The sequence below is a fragment of the Citrobacter sp. Res13-Sevr-PEB04-36 genome (assembly GCF_015672735.1).
In the GTDB taxonomy this organism is placed as follows: Bacteria; Pseudomonadota; Gammaproteobacteria; order Enterobacterales; family Enterobacteriaceae; genus Citrobacter.
In genome coordinates, this window is record NZ_JADABY010000006.1 from 118863 (window position 1) to 140593 (window position 21731).

Consider the following 21731-nt stretch of genomic DNA (forward strand, 5'->3'; position numbering starts at 1 on the left):
TAGTTAAATAATAAAACGCATATAAACATCAAAATAACACCATCCACAAATGTTGATTTATTTTGTTTTAGTTGGGAATATAATTCCACTACAACACAGATAAAACCCTTACCCTATCTTCGAGGCCGCTATGAAAAAAATTGCGATTATTGGAAGCAGTGGAGGCAACCTCTACAACCTGGGTGGCGCAGAGCCAGAGAAGTTACTCCAGGAAATTTACCAGCAGTGCGAAGCAGCAGGCGTAGATGTTGCCGCTCTACAGTTTATTGCGGCTGAAGCCTCAATGGACGTTGCCAAACCCCATACACCGGCATCCGTTTATGCACTAACCACAGAAAACCAACAAAAACCACAATGTATCTTTCAGGGCCAACTTTCCGAGGTGAACGCCTCAGTGGTGGAGAGCGATCGCCGCATTGCTGAGATGATCCGCAACGGTGAGATCGACGGGATCGTCGTGATGAGCGCCGATCCGGTGAAAGCCAACCAGGCTGTCTTCGCCGCCGCCGTCGAGATGAAAACACCGATTGTCGGCACCGGAGGTACATCAATGGCGCTGGTGGCGGCAAAAGGGGCAAATGTGGTCGCAACATCCGGGACGACAGGCACCACCAGCCGCACCCGCGCCGTTTCCTTCGTGGCATCACTGTGTAAACACTGGGGGATCAAGTACAAACCCCAGTTGGGTAGCGCCTCTCCTTCACAGGGTGGTTCAGGGAAAAGTCTGCTCAAGCGCTTTAATATTCGTAGCATCATGATTCCTGCCTTGCCGGGCTTTATCGCCATGGCGATTGTACTCGCGCTGAGCCACATTCCGGGACTGGAAAAACTCAATGATATCTTTGAGATTCTGCTGAAGGGGCTGCCTGTTTTAGTTGCCGTTCTCGCTGCCAAACAGATCTCCGAGCTGGATGAAGTCTCTATTGTTGCTGGGGTAGTCGCCGGGGTGCTCTCCGTTGAAGGCGGTTTGATCGGCGGGATTATCGGCGGTCTGATGGCCGGTATTTTCGTTCGCTGGCTGTTTGAGTTGTGCCTGAACTGGCGCTTCCCGATGACCACCGTCAACATTGTTGCCGGCGGGATCTCGGGCCTTGCCGCCGGATTGATCATGCACTACCTGTTAAGCCCGCTGGCGTTGTCTGCAGGTAATTACATCAAACTGGCTATCGAAAGCACGCTGGCATTCAGCCCTATTCTTGCCGGGCTGTTGGCGGGTCTGGTTATCTGGCCAGCCATCCTGGGCGGTGTCTACCACGCGGTCATCCTGCCGCTGGTACTGCTGGAGATGGAAAAATCCGGCGTCAGCTTCCTCGGCGCAGTCGATATGGTGGGTCTGGTAATGGTCGCTGCCGGAATTAACCTCGCCAACGTCATCGCCCCACGAGAAAAAAGTGAAGCCGCCGTCGCCACACCCGGTTTGCTCATTAATCTGGGTTTTGGGACCTTTGTTGAATCGGCCTACCCCTTCATGTTTGCCAACAAAATTGTCTTTGGTTCAGCCATCGTCTGGGCTGGCCTGGGCGGCATGATGCTCGGTTTCTTTAACGTCAAAGGCGTGGCTTATGTCCCTGCTTTTGCTTCCCCGTTTTTATCCAGCAATGCGCTACAGATGGCGATTGTGATGGTGACCGTCATGGCATTGACCTGTATTTCCACCATTATTGCCAACCGTTTTAAGGCTGTCGCCCAGAAAGAATCCGCAGCGTCAGTCCAGTAATTAATGCACCAACACCAGAGGTACACCATGTTTAAAGGCGATATGAATAAAAAACGCGCCAAAGCGTTACAGAAAGTGAAAGATGCCATCGTGCTGCACGGCGGGCAAACCATCCTCAGTACGGGGATCACCGGCGACGATGCTCGTCTGGCAAAAGCGGTATGCGAGGCAGGCGTTAAGCTGCTGGAGCCGAACCACCCTGCGCTGGCACTGGCGCGTGGCCATAAAGGAGTGAGTAACATGCACGCGGCGGAACAAATTCGCCACGAAATCACCAATAGCCAGATGGCTGAAGCGGTACACGGCGTGCGTAATGTGGTGCCTGACGACATCTTCATTACCGTCGGTATCGCAGGCGGTTTTACCGAAACGCTGCCAGTGCCGCTTAGCGAAACGGAGATTCTGGAGATTGCCCGTGCAGGAGCCGACGGTTTACACACTCACAAATCCGACTGGGATGATCTGCAGGACATCGTCAATCTCGCCCATCAGTATGGCCTGACTGTTGATGCTTATATTGGCCATCCGGATGATCTGCATACCTTTGGTATCCCTGCGCGCACGCCGGAAGAGGTCGCCAGCGTGGCGAAGCGAATGCAGGAGGTTGGTGTCGATATGATCGGTCTGATGACCGGCATGAGCTATGAAGGCGTGGCTGCGGGCGATATTCCGCAGGCGATTAAAGATCGCCTGCGGGCGCTGGTCGCCGCAGTAGATGTCCCGACACTGGCAGAAGGTGGCATAAACCTCGCCAATGCCAAAGCGTTTAAGGATACCGGCGTCAATATTCTGGTCGTCGGTACGGCCATCGACAATATGGTCTGCAACGCCGCTAAAGAGGCCGTCACGCCGTTTATTACGCATTGATACCACGGAGAAAAGAAATATGTTGCTGGTCACCGATCTGGATGGAACATTACTGACATCGCAAAAGACAATCAGTCCACGCACACGTCAGGCATTAGTTGAGTTCCACCAGCGCGGTGGCCTGCTGGCCGCCTGTTCCGCCAGACCGGTTTCCTCAATAGTGCGTCTGTTACAGCAGCAGCATGCTGACGGACTTTTTGGCTGGTGCGCCGGATTCAACGGGGGTCAAATCCTTGAGATGGCGCAGCAACGTATTATTCATTCCTCCGCGCTATCCTGTATGAATCTTCGGGATATTGACCGACATATTTCACTTGCCCGCTATCCTCACCATTTCTTTAGCGCGGAGGCTATTTATCACCGTTATGATCGACTCATTGCACCATGGACGACTTATGAGGCGGCCTTATTTGAACTACCACTTATTGCAGCTGCACCAGGGAATATATTTAATCGTCATGATATTTATAAAATCACGTTGGTAGCAGAACAATCTAAAATAAATGCACTTTATACCGAAGTGAATAATAGATTGCCTTATGGCTATACCGCGACAATCACCGGTGGGAATTATATTGATATTCAGCGTGACGAAATAAATAAAGGTTATGCAATAAACAAGTTAATTCAACAGTTGAATATATCTACTGAAAAGGTTGTTGCGATTGGCGATCAGCAGAATGATATCAGTATGTTTGCCTCTGCCGGCATCGGTATCGCAATGGGCAATGCACCTGATGTGGTAAAACAGCAGGCCAGCTATGTGACGGCCTCTAATGATGATGAGGGTATTGTCTGTGCCCTGGAGTGGTTGCGTTGCTCTGCACATCCAGTTACCATGCGCCAAAGCACGATGCTGGCGGAAAATGATGAACCCGATTAAAAGAAGAAAACATATTCTTGATGAATTAAGCAAATTCGGTGAAGTGACGGTTATCAAATTATCGGAAACGTTAAAAGTCACATCAGAGACCATTCGCCGCGACCTCTCCATCCTGGAGTCCGAAGGGCAAATTACCAAGATCCACGGCGGCGCGGTCAAAAAACAGGTTGTTCAGGAAGACGAGTTTGGCGCGCGGATAGATATACACCGCGAAGAAAAAATGGCAATTGGTAGACTTGCCGCCGGAATGGTTAGCGAGCACGACACCCTATTTATCGACTCCTGTACAACCAATCTTATTCTGGCCGCACAATTACCTCCATTGGCCTATTCTGTTATTACCAACTCCGCGTTAATTGCCGATAAAATCAAAGAGAATAATCTTCAGGCTCGCGTTTATGTATTGGGTGGCGAATATGATTACCATTTTCGCGCTAACCTCGGCGTCTCGGTTTGTCAGCAAATTAATGCCATTCACGCCGATCTCTGCTTCATCGGCGCAGGTGGAATCTCGCCTCAACACGGTGTACTGGTGAAAAGCTTTGATGAAGCGTACGTTGCGAAGTCGATGATTGCCATGAGCAAAAAATCGGTGATACTGGCCGACCATACTAAATTTGGTCAGGATGGGGTGATGTGTATCGCTACCTTAAAAGAAATCGATAACATCATCACCGATAAAGGATTCAAAACAACGGGTTATACTCAGCAGGATTTCGGTGGAAAATTGCGTATTGCTGAATGATGCAACGCATTACGCTATCAGCCAGCCCAGTATTACCGTACACTGAGTTAATCGGCAAACTGAGGGCAACCGTATGGCACTCCCCCGCATTACCCAAAAAGAGATGACCGAGCGCGAACAGCGCGAACTGAAAACGCTGCTCGACCGCGCGCGTATTGCACACGGTCGACTGCTGACCAACGCGGAAACCAACAGCATTAAGAAAGAGTACATCGATAAGCTGATGCTGCAGCGCGAAGCTGAGGCAAAAAAAGCCCGCCAGTTGAAGAAAAAGCAGGCTTATAAACCGGACGCGGAATCCTCGTTTTCCTGGTCAGCGAATACGCCAACGCGCGGCAGACGTTAACGCCCTTTCTTCTTACGCCCCGGCTGAGCAAAACGTTTACCGTTAGACGCCGGGCGCGCTTTCTCTTTCTCAGCGGTTTTTTCGATTTTCACCACCGGGCGCTTAATACCTGCAGTTTTTGGCTTCGCTTTCTGCTTCGGTTTCGCTTCCGAAGATGAATTCTCGATAAGCTTAAATAGATCAACCAGTTCGTCATCCGTCAGATCACGCCATTCACCCAGCGGTAACCCGGACAGGCCGATGTTCATGATCCGTGTACGTTCAAGTTTCACCACGTCATAACCAAAGTGTTCGCACATCCGACGGATCTGACGGTTCAGGCCCTGCACCAGAGTGATACGGAAGACAAACGGTGCCTCTTTCCTGACCTTACATTTCTTGGTGACGGTACCGAGAATGGGTACGCCCGCCCCCATGCCACGAATAAAGTCATCGGTTACGGGTTTGTCGACCGTCACCAGGTACTCTTTTTCATGATCGTTACCGGCACGCAGGATTTTATTCACCAGGTCGCCGTGGTTGGTGAGAAAGATCAGCCCCTGGGAATCTTTGTCCAGACGACCAATCGGGAACACGCGCTTGCTGTGGTTAACGAAATCAACGATGTTATCGCGCTCGCCGTCTTCAGTGGTGCTGACAATACCGACAGGTTTGTTTAGCGCGATAAAAACCAGATCTTCCGCTTCTCGCGGCTCAATCAACCGACCATTTACTTTTACGACGTCGCCAGGCATCACCTGATCGCCAATGGTCGCGCGTTTGCCATTCAGGAAGACATTCCCTTGTTCGATAAAGCGATCCGCCTCGCGACGCGAGCAGATTCCGCTTTCACTGATGTATTTGTTTAATCGGATGGATGAGTCGGGCAGCATAATTTCTCCTGTATACACTTCATCCTTCAAGCTGTTTCTGCGTTGGCGGACCTCACTCACCCAGGTCACATAGCAATCTATGCTCCCAGGGATTCGCTCCCTTGCCGCCTTGATACAGCTTGAATGATCTTGTGTATTAAAAGCGAAATATACCCTACCTTGCGGGGGATAAAAATAATCGTGAACGCCAGTCCCGACACTATTTGCGATCTGTCACTCCTTTCAACATAATCAGCCCCGTCATGGTGCTCTAATAATCGTCAAGCCGGAAATCAATCGCATCTTGAAGTTCAGCCCTGTTTGCGGTCAGGTCTCCTACACCGCTACCCATACTTTTCACAGGGATGCCTGTCATCATGTGCGTCATCGCCACATAGGCTTGCGCACCTCTTCCTGTATCTCTGGAGCCAGAGATACATTGACTGATTTTTTTACCTTAGACACTGTGCGCATGACACATTTAAGGTTAGCGTAATAAGCGAGCATTTCTATTCCCCTACCAGCAAATCATCATGTCACAGTAAGGTGGTTGCGCAGACCTGTCACGCCCTGAAGAAGAAGTCTGCGAGGCACTTTCCAGATTGGTTTAAGAGCTCGCGAGCAAACAGCTGTTGGTCCGCTTTTGCTTCCAGCTATGCCAGTGCAGGAATCAACCGGCTGATGTTAACCAGGTGATCTTTTCCCTAAAAACAGTACCCGTCTAAAACAGGTCTATTTACAACGCCATCGCAGATGAGAATAAAGCACTACTGAAACAACGTGATTTGATACTGACCATGGCAGTCGACCTTCGTCAGGGCAAAGTACGCTGAAGCCTGACGGAGAATATCATTAGTTTTCAACTAAAAAATCTGGACCTCGGTAAAACATTAAAACCCTATATGCCGTTGTATACCCTAAATAATTCGAGTTGCTTAAAGGCGGCAAGGGAGTGAGTCCCCAGGAGCATAGATAACTATGTGACTGGGGTGAGCGAGCGTAGCCAACACATAAGCAACTTGAAGTATGACGGGTATATATAAAAATTGAATCGTATTCTGAAAGTACTTGAATTACAGGTGCTCCGTTGCCATCCATCATTAGATAGTTAAAATAAAAATTTCAATTAATATAATTTCTTTTGAGAGAGCGTGGTTTTTATCTATGTTTATAAACAATATATCTGGTTAGATATATTGTTTTATAACGAACGTATAAGATTAAAGAAATCTGCCATAATGACAGATTTCTTTAATTTATAATTAGAGATTCGCAACGTTATGATATACTTTTTGAACATCATCGTCATCTTCAAGGGCATCAACAAGTCCTTCAAAGATTTCTAAATCTTCTGGTGAAAGTTCAACTTCTGATTGAGCAATCATTTCTAATGATGTTGTTGAGAACTCAGTAATCCCAGCTGCTTTTAGAGCTGCAATGCCTTTGTGAAGGTCTGTTGGTTCAGTATAAACAACGATGTTTCCTTCTTCTTCGGTTACATCACGAACATCAACTTCAGCATTAAGCAAAATTTCAAAGATACGGTCAGGATCTGTTCCTTCAAAGACAATCACTCCAGTATTGTCAAACATATAGCTGACAGCACCTGCCGCTCCGATATTTCCGCCTTTTTTATTGAAAATTGTGCGGACATTAGCAATCGTACGGTTAACATTTGAAGTCAACGTTTCAGCGATAATCATTGAACCATTTGGTCCGAAGCCTTCATAACGGCCTGGCACGAATGTTTCATCTCCGCCACCTTTGGCTTTATCAATTGCTTTATCAATAACATGTTTTGGAACTTGTGCTTGTTTCGCACGTTCAATAACGAATTTTAAAGATGAGTTTGATTCTGGGTCTGGTTCGCCTTGTTTAGCCGCAGCATAGATTTCTACACCGAATTTTGCATATACGTTAGATGTTGCACCGTCTTTAGCCGTTTTTTTAGCAACAATATTGGCCCATTTACGTCCCACTGGAATAATCCCCTTAAAAATTTATTTAAATTTACTGTCAGGTTAATAACCTGCATTTTCCTAATACATTATATCATGATGTATAAATTCTCGTCTATGAGAAATGAGAATATCACAATTTTACGTGATGTTACTTTAATTTAACCAATGGTTAATATTGTGGATAAACTATTTCCGTATTTTCTTCTGGCTCTTTTTTATTTTTAATAATTAAACCGCCGCAATAATAAATAAGACAAGAGGAACAAAAGTGATAACCCAAGCAAAAACACCTGCTATTAAAGTTGCTGCTACACGGCTTACAGAGCGCTACAAGATTAACACTTAAAGAATAGCCCCAGATTCTATCGTCCCCTTCCTACACCGTGAGCCATATCAGTGAGGCGTTACGCTGACAGTGGTAACATAGCCGAGGTTTGTAGTTTTTTGATTACATGGAGAAATGATGGAACTGCTTTTATTGAGTAACTCGACGCTGCCGGGCAAAGCCTGGATGGAACATGCGCTGCCGCTGATTGCTGAGCAACTGAACGGTCGCCGCTCTGCGGTTTTTATCCCGTTTGCTGGCGTGACACAAACCTGGGATGAGTACACGGCGAAAACAGCGGCAGTCTTTGCACCTATGGGCGTAGACGTCACCGGCATTCATACCGTTACCGATCCGGTGGCGGCGATTGAAAATGCAGACGTGGTGATTGTCGGTGGCGGCAACACCTTCCAGTTGCTGAAAGAGAGCCGCGAACGCGGCCTGCTGGCGCCGATCGTTGACGTAGTCAAACGCGGCGCGCTGTACATTGGCTGGAGTGCAGGTTCCAACCTCGCCTGCCCAACCATCCGTACCACTAACGACATGCCGATTGTCGATCCAAAAGGCTTTGATGCCCTGGGCCTGTTCCCACTGCAGATTAACCCGCACTTCACCAACGCGTTGCCGGAAGGCCACAAAGGCGAAACGCGTGAACAGCGTATTCGCGAGCTGCTGGTGGTTGCGCCAGAGCTGACGGTAATTGGTCTGCCGGAAGGTAACTGGATCAAGGTGAGCAACGGTCAGGCAGTTCTTGGCGGCCCGAACACCACTTACGTGTTCAAGGCGGGTGAAGACGCGGTTGCCCTGGAAGCAGGTCACTGCTTTTAGTTGATTTGCTGTCTGATGCCGGATGGCGGCTTCGCCTTATCCGGCCTACAAGATCGACGACAAAATTGACGGTTATCCGTAGGCCCGGTAAGCATAAGCGCACCGGGCAACATTTCACCGGTCCTCGTTAGTAATCATCTCGCTCGTCGTCTTCATCCGGTTGCTCCAGCACGCTGTAGGCAACAGAGCAAAATAACGAGTTCAGGCGCTGCATGTCGCCTAAAAGCGCGAGGTGCAGGGAACTGGTTTCGATACTCTGCACGTTTTGCTGGTGCAGGCGGTCAACGTGCGCGTGCGAATAGCGACGGTTAAGAATGCGAAAACGGTGTTTGCTGCGACGCAGTCGACGGGCGCTGGTCACGTCGCCAGAGAAGAACACTGACATCGCCAACTGCAGGTTGCTGAGCAGCTGATCGTAGAGCGCATCCAGTTCTTTCAAACCTTCCAGAGAAAAGGCCCGGCGCGCAGCCAGCGACTTATCCGCAATCTCGCTCCCCATACGCTCGACAATATCGGAAGCCTGCTCCAGGTTGAGTGACATCTCGATAATCTCCGCCCAGCGGCGCGATTCCTCCTCCGCCAGCTCATCTTTTGGCATACGCGCCAGGTAAAGTTTGATCGCGGTGTACAGCACGTTGATATCGTCGGCCATCCTGCGCAGCTCTTTTTCCTCGCGCGGCTCACCGTGCATCACGCGCTTCAGCCCTTCCATCATCTGCTCCATGGCGTCGCCAATTCGCAGGGCCTCGCGAGCCGCATTCGCCAGTGCGAGCGTAGGCGTATCGAGTGCGCTGACATCCAGATGCTTGGGCTTCAGATGCGCGTCCAATTCCGGCTCATCGCGGATAATACGTTTGCAAAAGCGCGCCATCGGCTCGGCGAACGGCACCATCGCCACGCAGCGCACCAGGTTGTAGAAGACGTGGAAGTAAATAACCAGTTCAGATTTCGGCAGCGGCAGTTCATCCATCAGATTCGCCAGCGGATGCACAAACGGCAGAATAATCAGGCTGCCCACCAGCTTAAACAACAGGCTGCCGAGCGCCACGCGACGGGCGGCGGCGTTGGCGGCACTGTTATTGAGCATCGCCAGCAAGCCTGAACCGAGGTTAGCACCAATCACCAGACACAGCGCCACCGGGAACGAAATAATACCCGCAGCGGTCAGCGTTGCCGTCAGCAGGACCGCCGCCAGGCTGGAGTAACTGATAATCGCGAACATGGCGCCAATCAGCGCATCGAGCATGATATCGCCGGTGAGCGAGGCAAAAATGACCTGCACCCCGTTGGCCTGGGTGATCGGCGTGACCGCCTGCACAATCAGCTCCAGTGCCAGTAAAATAAGCCCTAGCCCAATGCCTACGCGTCCCAGTTGCCCGACGCGGGACTGCTTACGTCCGAGGAAGAAAACAACGCCAATGAAAATCAGCAGCGGCGACAGCCACGAGAGGTCAAAGGTCAGGATACGCGCCATCAGCGCGGTCCCGACGTCAGCACCAAGCACAATCACCAGCGCAGGGGTCAGCGCCACCAGGTCCTGAGCGACGAACGACGTCACCAGCATGGTGGTGGCATTACTGCTTTGCACCAGAGCAGTGACGCCAATGCCCGCGCAAAAGGCGAGCGGCTTCTTTTCAACGCTACGGCTGAGCACGGTACGCAGGCGGGCGCCAAAGACGCGCATCACGCCGGTACGCACGATATGGGTACCCCAAACCAGCATCGCCACGGCAGAAAGCAGGTGTAACAGAGTTAGCACGGAATCAGGTTCTCCTTATCGTTATATGTTCCTGAGGCTCATGACAATGACATCACGCCTGATGACGCTACGCTTATCAGGTCTACAAAAAAGCGTCTGTAGGCCGGGCAAGGTTTTTACACCGCCATCCAGCAAGCAGTACCAATGAACCGTCTTTCAGTATAAGGGTTTAAACGTAATAAAGAGACAGGGCACTCATTGAGCGCCCTGTTTGTTGTAAAGAAAGATGACAGTTTTGTGAATCAGTCGGCGTCGTAGCCTAAGTTAGGCGCTAACCAGCGCTCCACTTCCGCCACGCTCATGCCTTTACGGAAGGCATAATCTTCAACCTGATCGCGCTGAATTTGTGCGACGGCGTAGTACTTGCTGTCCGGATGACTGAAGTACCAACCGGACACCGACGCACCAGGCCACATAGCGAAGGATTCGGTGAGCTTCATACCGGTGTGCGCTTCTACGTCCAGCAGTTCCCAGATGGTCGCCTTCTCGGTGTGCTCAGGGCACGCCGGATAACCCGGAGCCGGACGAATACCCTGATAGTTCTCGCGGATCAGTTCGTCATTACTGAGGTTTTCGTTTGCCGCATATCCCCAGTAAACTTTACGCACCCGCTCATGCAGATATTCAGCGAAGGCTTCCGCCAGACGATCGGCAATCGCTTTGACCATGATTTTATTGTAATCATCGTGCTGTGCGTCGAACGCGTCAGCCAGCGTGTCTTCTTCCAGGCCGCCGGTGACGGCGAAAGCGCCAATGTAGTCCGCTTTACCGGAGGTTTTCGGTGCTACAAAGTCGGACAGGCAGTAGTTAGCGAATCCGACCTTCTCTGTCTGCTGACGCAGGTGGTGGCTGACGGTCAGGACGTGAGTCCGCGTTTCATCCCGGTAGATCTCAATATCATCGCCTACGCGGTTAGCCGGGAACAGGCCAACGACGCCACGCGGGTTCAGGGTTTTCTCGGCGCTCAATTTATCCAGCATATCGTTGGCATCTTTGAACAGGCGTTTGGCCTCTTCACCCACCACCTCATCTTCCAGAATGCGCGGATATTTTCCGGCCAGCGACCAGGTCATAAAGAACGGCGTCCAGTCGATGTAGTTACGCAGCGTTTCAATGCTGGCTTCAACTTCCTGCACTCCCAGGCGGTGCGCCACAGGTGGGGTATAGTTTTCCCAGTCGAAGGCCAGATCGTTATCACGCGCAGCCTCCAGCGTCACCGGCGGGGTACGCGGTTTTTTACGCGCATGCTGAATGCGCACGGTTTCGTACTCTTTACGCGTGCGGGCAACAAACTCGTCGTGCTGAGTATCCGACAGCAGCGCGGCGACCACGCCGACGGTGCGCGAGGCGTTCTGCACATAGACCGTCGGGCCGCTGTAGTTCTGCTCAATTTTCACTGCCGTGTGCGCTTTTGAGGTAGTCGCGCCGCCAATCAGCAGCGGAATGGTGAAGCCCTGACGCTCCATCTCTTTCGCCACGTTGACCATTTCGTCCAGCGACGGGGTGATCAGCCCGGAAAGGCCAATCAGGTCAGCATTCACTTCGCGTGCGGTGCGCAGGATTTTCTCTGCCGGCACCATCACGCCAAGATCGATAATTTCGTAGTTGTTACACTGCAGCACCACGCCGACGATGTTTTTACCGATGTCGTGCACGTCGCCCTTCACGGTGGCGATCACCATCTTGCCATTGCTGGAGCCTTTCTCTTTGCTGGCTTCAATGTACGGTTCTAGGTAAGCCACCGCCTGCTTCATCACGCGGGCAGACTTCACCACCTGCGGCAGGAACATTTTACCGTCGCTGAACAGGTCACCGACCACGTTCATACCGTCCATCAGCGGCCCTTCGATAACCTCAATCGGGCGCGCGGCCTGCTGGCGAGCTTCTTCGGTATCCAACTCGATAAATTCGGTAATGCCTTTTACCAGCGAGTATTCAAGGCGTTTTTTCACGTCCCAACTGCGCCATTCTGCCAGTTGCGTATTGGCCGTTTCGTCAGTTTTGCTGCCGCGATATTTCTCTGCCAGCTCCAGCAGGCGTTCGGTGCCGTCATCGCGGCGGTTGAGGATCACGTCTTCAACCGCATCGCGCAGTTCAGCAGGCAGATCGTCGTAAATCGCCAGTTGACCGGCGTTCACAATCCCCATGTCCATGCCGTTGCGAATGGCGTAGTAGAGGAACACTGCGTGGATCGCTTCGCGCACCGGGTCGTTGCCACGGAACGAGAACGACACGTTGGAGACGCCGCCGGAGATTAGCGCATGCGGCAGTTCGCGTTTGATGTCTTCACAGGCGCCGATAAAGTCCTGCGCGTAGTTGTTGTGCTCTTCGATGCCGGTCGCGACGGCAAAGATGTTCGGGTCAAAGATAATGTCTTCCGGCGGGAAGCCCACTTCTTCAGTGAGAATTTTGTACGCCCGGCGGCAAATCTCAATTTTACGCGCGCGGGTGTCGGCCTGGCCCTGTTCATCAAAGGCCATCACCACCACGGCTGCGCCATAGCGACGGACCAGTTTGGCATGGTGGATAAACGGCTCAACGCCCTCTTTCATCGAGATGGAGTTTACGATGCCCTTACCCTGAATGCACTTCAGCCCTTTTTCGATGACGTCCCATTTCGAGGAGTCGATCATGATCGGTACGCGAGCGATATCTGGTTCACCGGCGATCAGGTTGAGGAAACGCACCATCGCCGCTTCGGCGTCAAGCATCCCCTCATCCATGTTGATATCGATAATCTGTGCGCCGCTTTCCACCTGCTGGCGGGCAACATCCAGCGCTTCGCTGTATTTTTCTTCTTTAATCAGTCGCTTAAATTTGGCAGAACCGGTGACGTTAGTCCGTTCGCCGACGTTAACGAACAGGCTGTCATCACCAATGTTTAGCGGCTCAAGGCCTGAAAGACGACAGGCAACCGGCAGTTCCGGCAGTTGACGCGGCGGTAAGCCTTCAACCGCACGGCTCATGGCGGAAATATGTTCCGGCGTAGTGCCGCAGCAGCCACCGACGATGTTCAGGAAACCCGCTTCAGCCCATTCGCGGATTTGCTTCGCCATGGTGTCAGCGTCGAGATCGTATTCGCCGAAGGCATTTGGCAAACCGGCATTCGGGTGCGCGGTGACATAGCAGTCGGCAATCCGCGACAGTTCCTGTACATACTGGCGCAGCTCGTCCGGGCCTAACGCACAGTTGAGGCCGAAGGTCAGCGCATCAGCATGGCGCAGTGCGTTATAGAAGGCTTCGGTGGTCTGCCCGGAGAGCGTACGCCCGGAAGCGTCGGTGATGGTGCCGGAGATCATAATCGGCAGCTCAACGCCCAGGGCTTCAAATTCGGTTTTTACCGCAAAAATAGCGGCTTTGGCATTAAGCGTGTCAAAAACGGTTTCGATCAGGATCAGGTCGCTACCACCTTCCACCAGCGCTTTCGTGGATTCACGGTACGCGGCCACCAGCTGATCAAAGGTAATGTTGCGGTAGGCAGGGTCGTTGACATCCGGTGAGATAGATGCGGTGCGGTTAGTCGGACCGAGAACACCTGCGACATAGCGCGGTTTGTCCGGCGTACGAGCCGTCCATTCGTCAGCGCAGGCACGCGCCAGTTTTGCCGCGGTGAAGTTGATTTCCGCCGACAGGGATTCCATTTGGTAATCCGCCATGGCGATAGTCGTCGAGTTGAAGGTGTTGGTTTCAATGATATCCGCGCCCGCTTCAAAGTAGGCGTGATGAATCGCGGTGATGACCTCCGGCTTGCTCAGCACCAACAGGTCGTTGTTGCCTTTCAGATCGCTCGGCCAGTCGGCAAAGCGTTGACCACGGAAGTCTTCCTCACTCAGACGATAACTCTGGATCATGGTACCCATACCGCCGTCCAGCACCAGAATACGTTCTTTTAACTGCTGACGTAATTGTTCAACTTTGCTGCTCACACTCACTCCCGACAACGCTCAACCAGACCGAAAAAAGGCCAACAAAGCATACTGGCATAAACATGGCAGACGGAAAAGCAAACAACGACCAACATGAGACATGTTCAGCTTCACTCATCCGATCAGTACAGGAACTCTTGCATTATAATTGAATAAAACGAAAATGATTTCCACGATACAGAAAAGGAGTCTGCCATGGTTGCCACTGTCCCCGCGAAACGCGGTAGAAAACCTGCCGCCACAACTACGCCTGCAACCGGGCAGGTTCAGTCTTTGACCCGAGGTCTGAAGCTGCTGGAATGGATTGCGGAATCCAACGGCAGCGTGGCGCTGACCGAGCTGGCGCAGCAGGCCGGTCTGCCCAATTCCACTACGCACCGTTTATTGACCACCATGCAGCAGCAGGGTTTTGTGCGTCAGGTGGGTGACTTAGGACACTGGGCCGTGGGCGCCCATGCGTTTATTGTAGGTAGTAGCTTCCTGCAAAGCCGCAACCTGCTGGCGATCGTCCACCCGATTTTGCGCAAGCTGATGGAAGACTCCGGTGAAACAGTGAACCTGGCGGTACTGGATCACAGCGACCATCAGGCGATTATCATCGATCAGGTACAGTGCACGCAGCTGATGCGAATGTCTGCCCCTATCGGTGGCAAACTGCCGATGCACGCCTCTGGTGCGGGGAAAGCGTTCCTGGCGCAACTCAGCGAAGAACAGGTTACCAGCTTGCTGCACCGCAAAGGCCTGCACGCGTATACCCATGCCACGCTGGTCTCGCCGGTGCATCTGAAAGAAGATCTCGCCCAGACGCGTAAGCGCGGCTATTCGTTTGATGATGAAGAACACGCGCTGGGCCTGCGCTGCGTGGCGTCGTGCATTTACGACGAACACCGCGAGCCGTTCGCCGCCATTTCCATCTCCGGCCCAATTTCCCGCATTACCGACGATCGCGTCACCGAGTTCGGTGCGATGGCAATCAAAGCGGCCAAAGAAGTCACACTGGCATACGGTGGAATTCGTTAAGATGGGACTGCCGGGTGGCAGCTACGCCTGGCCCGGCCTGCTATTCAAGGTTGGGGCTGATTTGTAGGCCTGATAAGCGCAGCGCCATCAGGCACGGCGCACATTACCGGATGGCGACGCAAAGGCCTTATCCGGCCTACGGTCGGTTTCATAACGCACGCTGAACCGCTGGCGGCGCCGATAGGCGTAAACGTCTTCCACGTGCCCTTCACGGATCCGCGTTTGCAGACCTCGCCAGTAGTCGGCGCTGAACAGATCGGCATGCATCTCTTCAAATAATGGCCCGATACGCGGGTCGGCACATAGCCAGTGACGAAACTCTTCCGGAAATACATCTCCCGGTGAGACGCTGTACCACGGCTCAGCGCTCATCTCATCTTCCGGATAGCGTGGCGGCGGGATATGACGGAAATTCACCTCCGTCATGTAGCAAATTTCATCGTAGTCGTAGAATACCACCCGCCCATGACGGGTCACGCCGAAGTTTTTAAACAGCATATCACCCGGAAAAATATTGGCGGCAGCCAGTTGGCGAATAGCATTACCATACTCTTCAATGGCATCGCGCAGTTGCTGGCCTTCAACCTGCTCCAGCCAGATATTCAGCGGCACCATCCGCCGTTCGATATACAGATGGCGAATGACAATCTGCTCACCAAGATCGGTCATTTTTTCCGGTACTTCCTGCTGCAACAACGCCATCAGCGCCGGGGAAATTTGACGTTTATCCAGCACAAAGTTTTCGAATTCCTGGGTATCGGCCATGCGTCCAACGCGATCGTGCTCTTTGACCAGTTGATAACAGGCGCGGACGTGGGCTGCAGACATCTCTTTTTGCGGCGCAAATTTGTCTTTGATGATTTTAAAGACCCGATCGAATCCGGGCAGAGTAAACACCAGCATTACCATGCCGCGAATCCCCGGCGCTTCAATAAACTGTTCATCGCAGTCGGCCAGATACAGCAGATATTCACGATAGCTTTCGGTTTTCGCATGCTTCTGACAGCCAATCGCCATATACAGCTCAGCGGTGGTTTTACCGGGCAGGATCTCACGCAGCCACTCAACCAATGCCGCAGGCAGCGGCGCGTAGACCATAAAGTAAGAGCGGGCAAAGCCAAACACAATGCTGGCTTCCGCCGTGGTCGTCAGGCAGGTATCGACAAACAATTCGCCTTCATCGGTACGGTGGATCGGCAGTAAAAACGGCAGCGTGACCTCTGGTGTGATCAGCTTCCCCACCAGCCAGGCGGCCTTATTGCGATAAAACAGTTCGTTCGCCACCTGCAAATGGCAGCGCGCCAGCACCGCTTCGCCAACAATTTCCGTCAGGTGCTCGATGATGTAGTGAATATCACGCTGTTTATTCTGCCATGGCAGACGAAGGGGGAGATCGCTGAGCACGCGCGTGAGCAGCCCTTCCCAGCCTGAATCAGGGAAAAAGTCTTTCGCCAGCGGGCGCGGGATAGTACGAAATCGACGTTCTGACTGAGAGCTGAAAATAAACAACCGTTCGGGCGTCAGCGAGCGGTGATCAAATAACCGGCAGTACACGGAGTTAAAAAAGCTCTCGGCAATCTCAAAGCGCGGATAGTCTGGCAGCAACTGGGTGTAATGCTCTTTTACACGAAGTAAAAATGCCGCATCGGTACTTTTGCCGTCGGTAATACAGCGCAACTGTTCCACCACCAGACCAACATGATGATCGTAGAGATGGATACGGCTTTTCATCGCCTGCTGTACAGCATGCCAGTCAGCGTATTCAAAACGCTGCTGCGCGCCAGACGTCACTTCCAGAAACCGGCCATACTGCGCATCAAAACCTTGCAGGATGGTTTGGGCAATCAGCAATTCCAGGCCACGCGACATCTTTTGCCCTCGTTCAGAGTCGAATAATGCCGGATGGCGCATTCGCTTATCCGGCCTACACAGTTCTGTAGGCCCGGTAAGCGTCACGCCACCGGGCATCAGGTCGATCAGAACTGTGATTCTTCAGTGGACCCGGTCAGCGCAGTAACGGAGGACGCGCCACCCTGAATAATGGTCGTCACTTTGTCGAAATAACCGGTACCCACTTCCTGCTGGTGGGATACGAAAGTGTAGCCATCTTTCGCCGCCGCAAATTCTGGCTGCTGAACTTTCTCAACGTAGTGGCGCATACCTTCGCCCTGTGCATAGGAACGCGCGAGGTCAAACATGTTGAACCACATACTGTGGATGCCCGCTAGGGTAATGAACTGATATTTATAGCCCATGTCGGACAGCTGTTGCTGGAAGCTGGCAATGGTTTTGTCATCCAGGTTCTTCTGCCAGTTAAACGATGGCGAACAGTTGTAGGCCAGCAGTTTGCCCGGATATTTAGCATGGATAGCATCGGCAAAGCGGCGTGCCAGTTCGAGATCCGGTGTGGAGGTTTCGCACCACACCAGGTCAGCATACGGGGCGTAGGCCAGGCCGCGACTGATCGCTTGCTCAATACCCGCATGGGTACGGTAGAACCCTTCGCTGGTGCGCTCGCCGGTAATGAACTCGCTGTCGTAAGGGTCACAGTCAGAGGTAATCAAATCCGCCGCGTCGGCATCGGTACGGGCAATAACCAGCGTCGGGACGCCCATGACATCTGCCGCCAGACGGGCCGCCACCAGTTTCTGGATAGCTTCCTGAGTCGGTACCAGCACCTTGCCGCCCATATGACCGCATTTTTTCACCGAGGCGAGCTGATCTTCGAAGTGAACCGCCGCTGCACCGGCTTCAATCATCGATTTCATCAATTCAAACGCGTTCAGGACGCCGCCAAAACCGGCTTCAGCATCGGCAACGATCGGCAGGAAGTAATCCACATAACGCGGATCGGTTGGCTCAATGCCTGTTGACCATTGGATCTGATCCGCCCGACGGAAGGTGTTGTTGATCCGATCCACCACGGCTGGCACAGAGTTCGCTGGGTACAGCGATTGATCCGGGTACATGCTGGAGGCCAGGTTGGCATCTGCCGCCACCTGCCAGCCGGAAAGGTAAACTGCTTCAATACCGGCTTTCGCCTGTTGCAGCGCCTGCCCGCCAGTCAGTGCACCGAGGCTGTTGATATAACCTTTCTTCGATCCGCCGTGCAGTAAACGCCACATTTTCGCTGCGCCAAGCTGCGCCAGCGTACATTCCGGATTCACCGAGCCACGCAATTTCACCACTTCCTCCGCGCTGTACGGGCGGGTAATGCCTTCCCAGCGTGGTTGTGTCCATTCTTTCTGTAAGTCTTCGATTTGTTGAGTACGGGTTTTCATGTGCAGATGCTCCATATTATTCTCCTGGCTTCCCAGGCGTTATTGGTGAAGGCAGTTTGGCCACGGGAAGCCGCGCAAAAACCGGAGCGTACTTATAGTACGTGAGGATTTTGAGCACTGCCCGGGGCTAAAATGGCGAACAAAATAGCCTGGGTTGTTAAGCCAGTAAGCGGTAGCCTGGCAAGGTAAGGAAGTCGATCAGTTCATCAGAGGTGGTGATTTGCTCCATCAGGCGCGCGGCATCATCAAAGCGCCCGCTGCTGTAGCGGTGTTCGCCCAGCTCGTCCTGAATCACCAGCATCTCTTCGGCCAGCATCTGGCGGAACAGCGGTTTGGTCACCGGCTTACCGTTGCTGAGGGTTTTCTGGTGGTGGATCCACTGCCAGATGGAGGTACGGGATATTTCGGCAGTTGCCGCATCTTCCATCAGGCCATAAATCGGTACGCAACCGTTGCCGGAGATCCACGCTTCGATGTACTGCACGGCAACGCGAATATTGGCGCGCATGCCTTCTTCAGTACGTTCCCCTTCGCACGGGGCCAGCAGTTGTTCTGCGGTAATCGGTGCATCCTCTTCTCGGGTGACAAACAGCTGATTTTTGTTGTTGCCTAGCACGTCGTTGAAAATCGCCATTGCGGTATCCGCCAGTCCAGGGTGAGCAACCCAGGTCCCGTCATGACCGTTATTGGCTTCCAGCGCTTTATCCGCTTTAACTTTGGCCAGCACCTGATTGTTACGCTCAGCGTCTTTGCTGGGAATAAACGCCGCCATACCGCCCATCGCAAAGGCACCGCGTTTATGACAGGTTTTAATCAGCAGACGCGAGTAGGCACTGAGGAAAGGCTTATCCATCGTCACCACCTGACGATCGGGCAGAACACGATCCGGGTGATTCTTCAAGGTTTTGATGTAGCTGAAAATGTAATCCCAGCGCCCGCAGTTGAGGCCGACAATATGGTCACGCAGCGCGTGCAGGATCTCATCCATCTGGAAAACGGCTGGCAGTGTTTCGATCAGCAGCGTGGCTTTTATCGTGCCACGCGGCAGATTAAATCTGTCTTCTGTATAGCTGAAGACTTCACTCCACCAGGCCGCTTCTTGCCAGGCCTGCGTTTTCGGCAAATAAAAGTAAGGACCACTGCCTTTCGCCAGCAAGGCTTTGTAGTTGTGGAAGAAATAGAGGGCAAAGTCGAACAGACTGCCGGGAATCGCTTCCTCACGCCAGGTGACGTGTTTTTCCGGCAGATGCAGGCCACGTACACGACAAACCAATAACGCCGGATCGGGCTTCAGTTGGTATATCTTGCCAGATTCATTGGTGTAACTGATGGTACCGTTCACCGCATCGCGCAGGTTGATTTGCCCGTCAATCACTTTGCTCCACTCAGGAGCCAGTGAATCCTCAAAGTCAGCCATAAAGACTTTAACGTTGGCGTTGAGTGCGTTAATCACCATCTTGCGTTCAACGGGTCCGGTGATTTCCACTCGACGATCCTGTAAATCATCAGGAATACCGCGAATTTTCCAGTTACCGTCACGAATGGAAGCTGTTTCCGAAATAAAATCAGGCAACTTACCGTCATCAATATCCTGCTGCTGCTGAATACGCGCGGCGAGAAGTTTATTGCGTTTTGGCGTAAATCGAGTCACCAGCTCGGTCAGGAATTCCACCGCTTCTGCGGTTAAAACCTGCTGTTCCTGCTCGCCATGCGGCCTGGTAAAAACCAGCTCATCGGTTGTTGTTGCCTGTTGATTCATTGCGTAGTTCCTCGTCATTGATCCAAATACATCCCCAATGCGAACGAAGGATCGTTGTGCGGTTTTCGTTCAGCACAACTAAGACTACCCATTTAAATTTCAAAATCAAAAACAATTTCCATTTTTAATTTAATTATCAATTAACCTATTGATAACAATAATAATAAAAATTAATTACACTGTGAGGTGCGTTTCGGAAATAAAAAAGGCACCCGAAGGTGCCTGATTCAACATGCTGAAACGCTTAAGGATCGTTTGCTACAGAAGATTAATCCAGCGTTGGATTCATGTGGCGCAGATCGTATGGCGTGATCTGGTAGACGTAATAGTTGAGCCAGTTAATAAACAGCAAATTGCCATGGCTACGCCAGCTTGCCCGAGGTTTGTTTTGTGGGTCATCTTGTGGGAAATAGTTGTACGGAACGTCCGGGGTCAACCCCGCTTCGGCGTCACGAAAATATTCGCCGGCCAGCGTATGGGCGTCATATTCCGGATGACCCGTCACGAACGCGATGCGCTTATCTTTACTGGCAAACAGGTAGGCATCGCCCTCTTCCGTCTCGGCAAAAATCTCAAGATCGGTGTAATCCCTAATCAACGCAGCAGGGAAATCAGCATAGCGTGAGTGCGGTGCCAGGAAGGCATCATCAAAACCACGTGTCAGCAGGGCATGAGGATGAAGGATATGGTGTTCATATACACCTGAAAGCTTGTCGTTGCGGGTTTGCTTGGGGATGCCATAGAGGATATTAAGTGCGGCCTGTACCGCCCAACAAACAAACAGTGTTGATGTGACGTGGTCTTTCGCCCACTCCAGTACCTGTTTGATCTGCGGCCAGTAGGCCACATCGTTAAACTCAACCAGGCCTAACGGTGCCCCGGTGACGATCAGTCCATCAAAGTTCTGATCGCAAATATCCTCAAAATTACAGTAAAAGTTATTCAGATGCTCCGTCGGCGTATTGCGCGACTCGCGGGCATCAATGCGTAGTAGCTGAACGTCCACCTGCAGCGGTGAGTTCGACAATAACCGGAGAAACTGGTTTTCCGTTTCGATCTTCTTCGGCATCAGGTTGAGGATAAGCACCTTCAGAGGACGAATTTCCTGACCGGATGCGCGGGATGTCGTCATGACAAAGACGTTTTCCTCACGCAAGAAATTGACAGCGGGTAGCTCGTCCAGCACGCGAATTGGCATAACCTGATAACCTCACAACATACGTTTAAACGTTTAGACATCCAGATAGCTGACAATAACCAGGAATCATGTGAATGTCGAGCTTGCATGCTCAAGGTGAGAAAGTTTCACGACTTACTCACTGTAGAATAGTGCAGTAAGGGTCAAAAGGAGAATGCTTTGTCGTTCACGGGCAGGATAAAGGGAATTTTACGCGGACAGAAGAGAGGCTTTCGCAGGACGGATAAGGCGCTGACGCTGCTATCCACCCGTTTTCATAAACAAC

15 protein-coding genes and 1 pseudogene are annotated in these 21731 nt (G+C 52.1%); 7 read left to right on the top strand and 9 right to left on the bottom strand.

Features of this window, described 5'->3' with window-relative positions; translation table 11 throughout:
* The first annotated feature begins 130 nt into the window (after nt 1-130).
* The 5 genes from IMQ48_RS01745 to IMQ48_RS01765 all read left to right on the top strand — a co-directional run bounded on the left by IMQ48_RS01745 (nt 131) and on the right by IMQ48_RS01765 (nt 4558).
* Nucleotides 131-1717, top strand: a complete 1587-nt coding sequence (locus tag IMQ48_RS01745) for a PTS sugar transporter (protein WP_196207653.1) — start codon at nt 131-133, stop codon at nt 1715-1717.
* Nucleotides 1718-1744: 27 nt separating this feature from the next.
* Nucleotides 1745-2584, top strand: a complete 840-nt coding sequence (locus tag IMQ48_RS01750; RefSeq protein WP_196207654.1) for a histidine biosynthesis protein — start codon at nt 1745-1747, stop codon at nt 2582-2584.
* A gap of 19 nt (nt 2585-2603) precedes the next feature.
* Nucleotides 2604-3467: a Cof-type HAD-IIB family hydrolase gene (locus IMQ48_RS01755; RefSeq protein WP_196207655.1), complete on the top strand. Its 864-nt coding sequence runs from the start codon at nt 2604-2606 to the stop codon at nt 3465-3467.
* A complete protein-coding gene (locus IMQ48_RS01760) occupies nt 3454-4212 on the top strand; it encodes a DeoR/GlpR family DNA-binding transcription regulator (RefSeq protein ID WP_096758746.1) in 759 nt (252 codons plus the stop codon). The genes IMQ48_RS01755 and IMQ48_RS01760 overlap by 14 nt, the downstream gene beginning before the upstream one ends.
* 73 nt (nt 4213-4285) lie before the next feature.
* Nucleotides 4286-4558 (top strand): DUF3811 domain-containing protein, encoded by a 273-nt coding sequence (locus IMQ48_RS01765; RefSeq protein WP_096758747.1) that lies wholly within the window; start codon nt 4286-4288, stop codon nt 4556-4558.
* On the opposite strand, the gene rluF is transcribed toward IMQ48_RS01765, so the two are convergent.
* The 3 genes and pseudogenes from rluF to IMQ48_RS01775 all read right to left on the bottom strand — a co-directional run bounded on the left by rluF (nt 4555) and on the right by IMQ48_RS01775 (nt 7388).
* Nucleotides 4555-5430: a 23S rRNA pseudouridine(2604) synthase RluF gene (rluF, locus tag IMQ48_RS01770; protein WP_196207656.1), complete on the bottom strand. Its 876-nt coding sequence runs from the start codon at nt 5428-5430 to the stop codon at nt 4555-4557. The two genes, IMQ48_RS01765 and rluF, sit on opposite strands and share 4 nt — an antisense overlap.
* A 378-nt stretch (nt 5431-5808) precedes the next feature.
* A pseudogene (locus tag IMQ48_RS23175) lies at nt 5809-5916 on the bottom strand (post-segregation antitoxin CcdA); the annotation flags it as partial.
* Between the two features lie 755 nt (nt 5917-6671).
* Entirely contained in the window at nt 6672-7388 is a 717-nt protein-coding gene (locus IMQ48_RS01775) for a YebC/PmpR family DNA-binding transcriptional regulator (RefSeq protein WP_196207657.1), read from the bottom strand.
* A gap of 445 nt (nt 7389-7833) precedes the next feature.
* Here IMQ48_RS01775 and pepE point away from each other — a divergent pair, with 445 nt between their 5' ends.
* Complete coding sequence (gene pepE / locus IMQ48_RS01780) at nt 7834-8523, top strand: dipeptidase PepE (RefSeq protein ID WP_196207667.1); 690 nt, start codon at nt 7834-7836, stop codon at nt 8521-8523.
* A gap of 127 nt (nt 8524-8650) precedes the next feature.
* On the opposite strand, the gene IMQ48_RS01785 is transcribed toward pepE, so the two are convergent.
* Both IMQ48_RS01785 and metH read right to left on the bottom strand, forming a co-directional pair.
* The gene (locus IMQ48_RS01785) at nt 8651-10282 is read right to left on the bottom strand and encodes a Na/Pi cotransporter family protein (RefSeq protein WP_196207658.1); all 1632 of its coding nucleotides are present in this window, start codon (nt 10280-10282) and stop codon (nt 8651-8653) included.
* 242 nt (nt 10283-10524) lie between these two features.
* A complete protein-coding gene (gene metH, locus IMQ48_RS01790) occupies nt 10525-14208 on the bottom strand; it encodes a methionine synthase (protein ID WP_196207659.1) in 3684 nt (1227 codons plus the stop codon).
* A 195-nt stretch (nt 14209-14403) separates the two neighbouring features.
* On the opposite strand from metH, the gene iclR reads away from it, so the two are divergent.
* Entirely contained in the window at nt 14404-15228 is an 825-nt protein-coding gene (gene iclR / locus IMQ48_RS01795) for a glyoxylate bypass operon transcriptional repressor IclR (protein WP_096758758.1), read from the top strand.
* A gap of 87 nt (nt 15229-15315) precedes the next feature.
* Here iclR and aceK read toward each other — a convergent pair whose 3' ends face one another.
* The 4 genes from aceK to metA all read right to left on the bottom strand — a co-directional run bounded on the left by aceK (nt 15316) and on the right by metA (nt 21466).
* Nucleotides 15316-17097 carry a bifunctional isocitrate dehydrogenase kinase/phosphatase gene (gene aceK, locus IMQ48_RS01800; RefSeq protein ID WP_196207660.1) on the bottom strand — a complete coding sequence of 594 codons (1782 nt, stop codon included), beginning with the start codon at nt 17095-17097 and terminating at the stop codon, nt 15316-15318.
* Between the two features lie 107 nt (nt 17098-17204).
* Nucleotides 17205-18509, bottom strand: a complete 1305-nt coding sequence (aceA, locus tag IMQ48_RS01805; protein WP_096759483.1) for an isocitrate lyase — start codon at nt 18507-18509, stop codon at nt 17205-17207.
* A gap of 157 nt (nt 18510-18666) precedes the next feature.
* Nucleotides 18667-20268 (bottom strand): malate synthase A, encoded by a 1602-nt coding sequence (gene aceB / locus IMQ48_RS01810; RefSeq protein WP_196207661.1) that lies wholly within the window; start codon nt 20266-20268, stop codon nt 18667-18669.
* A gap of 268 nt (nt 20269-20536) precedes the next feature.
* Nucleotides 20537-21466: a homoserine O-succinyltransferase gene (gene metA, locus IMQ48_RS01815; protein WP_196207662.1), complete on the bottom strand. Its 930-nt coding sequence runs from the start codon at nt 21464-21466 to the stop codon at nt 20537-20539.
* Between the last annotated feature and the right edge of the window lie 265 nt (nt 21467-21731).

Coding starts and splice junctions, on each gene's coding strand:
- IMQ48_RS01760 (WP_096758746.1), top strand. CDS start 3,454: ATGAACCCGATTAAAAGAAGAAAACATATTCTTGATGAATTAAGCAAA.
- IMQ48_RS01765 (WP_096758747.1), top strand. CDS start 4,286: ATGGCACTCCCCCGCATTACCCAAAAAGAGATGACCGAGCGCGAACAG.
- IMQ48_RS01750 (WP_196207654.1), top strand. CDS start 1,745: ATGTTTAAAGGCGATATGAATAAAAAACGCGCCAAAGCGTTACAGAAA.
- IMQ48_RS01745 (WP_196207653.1), top strand. CDS start 131: ATGAAAAAAATTGCGATTATTGGAAGCAGTGGAGGCAACCTCTACAAC.
- aceA (WP_096759483.1), bottom strand. CDS start 18,509: ATGAAAACCCGTACTCAACAAATCGAAGACTTACAGAAAGAATGGACA.
- aceB (WP_196207661.1), bottom strand. CDS start 20,268: ATGAATCAACAGGCAACAACAACCGATGAGCTGGTTTTTACCAGGCCG.
- pepE (WP_196207667.1), top strand. CDS start 7,834: ATGGAACTGCTTTTATTGAGTAACTCGACGCTGCCGGGCAAAGCCTGG.
- rluF (WP_196207656.1), bottom strand. CDS start 5,430: ATGCTGCCCGACTCATCCATCCGATTAAACAAATACATCAGTGAAAGC.
- aceK (WP_196207660.1), bottom strand. CDS start 17,097: ATGTCGCGTGGCCTGGAATTGCTGATTGCCCAAACCATCCTGCAAGGT.
- IMQ48_RS01755 (WP_196207655.1), top strand. CDS start 2,604: ATGTTGCTGGTCACCGATCTGGATGGAACATTACTGACATCGCAAAAG.
- iclR (WP_096758758.1), top strand. CDS start 14,404: ATGGTTGCCACTGTCCCCGCGAAACGCGGTAGAAAACCTGCCGCCACA.
- metA (WP_196207662.1), bottom strand. CDS start 21,466: ATGCCAATTCGCGTGCTGGACGAGCTACCCGCTGTCAATTTCTTGCGT.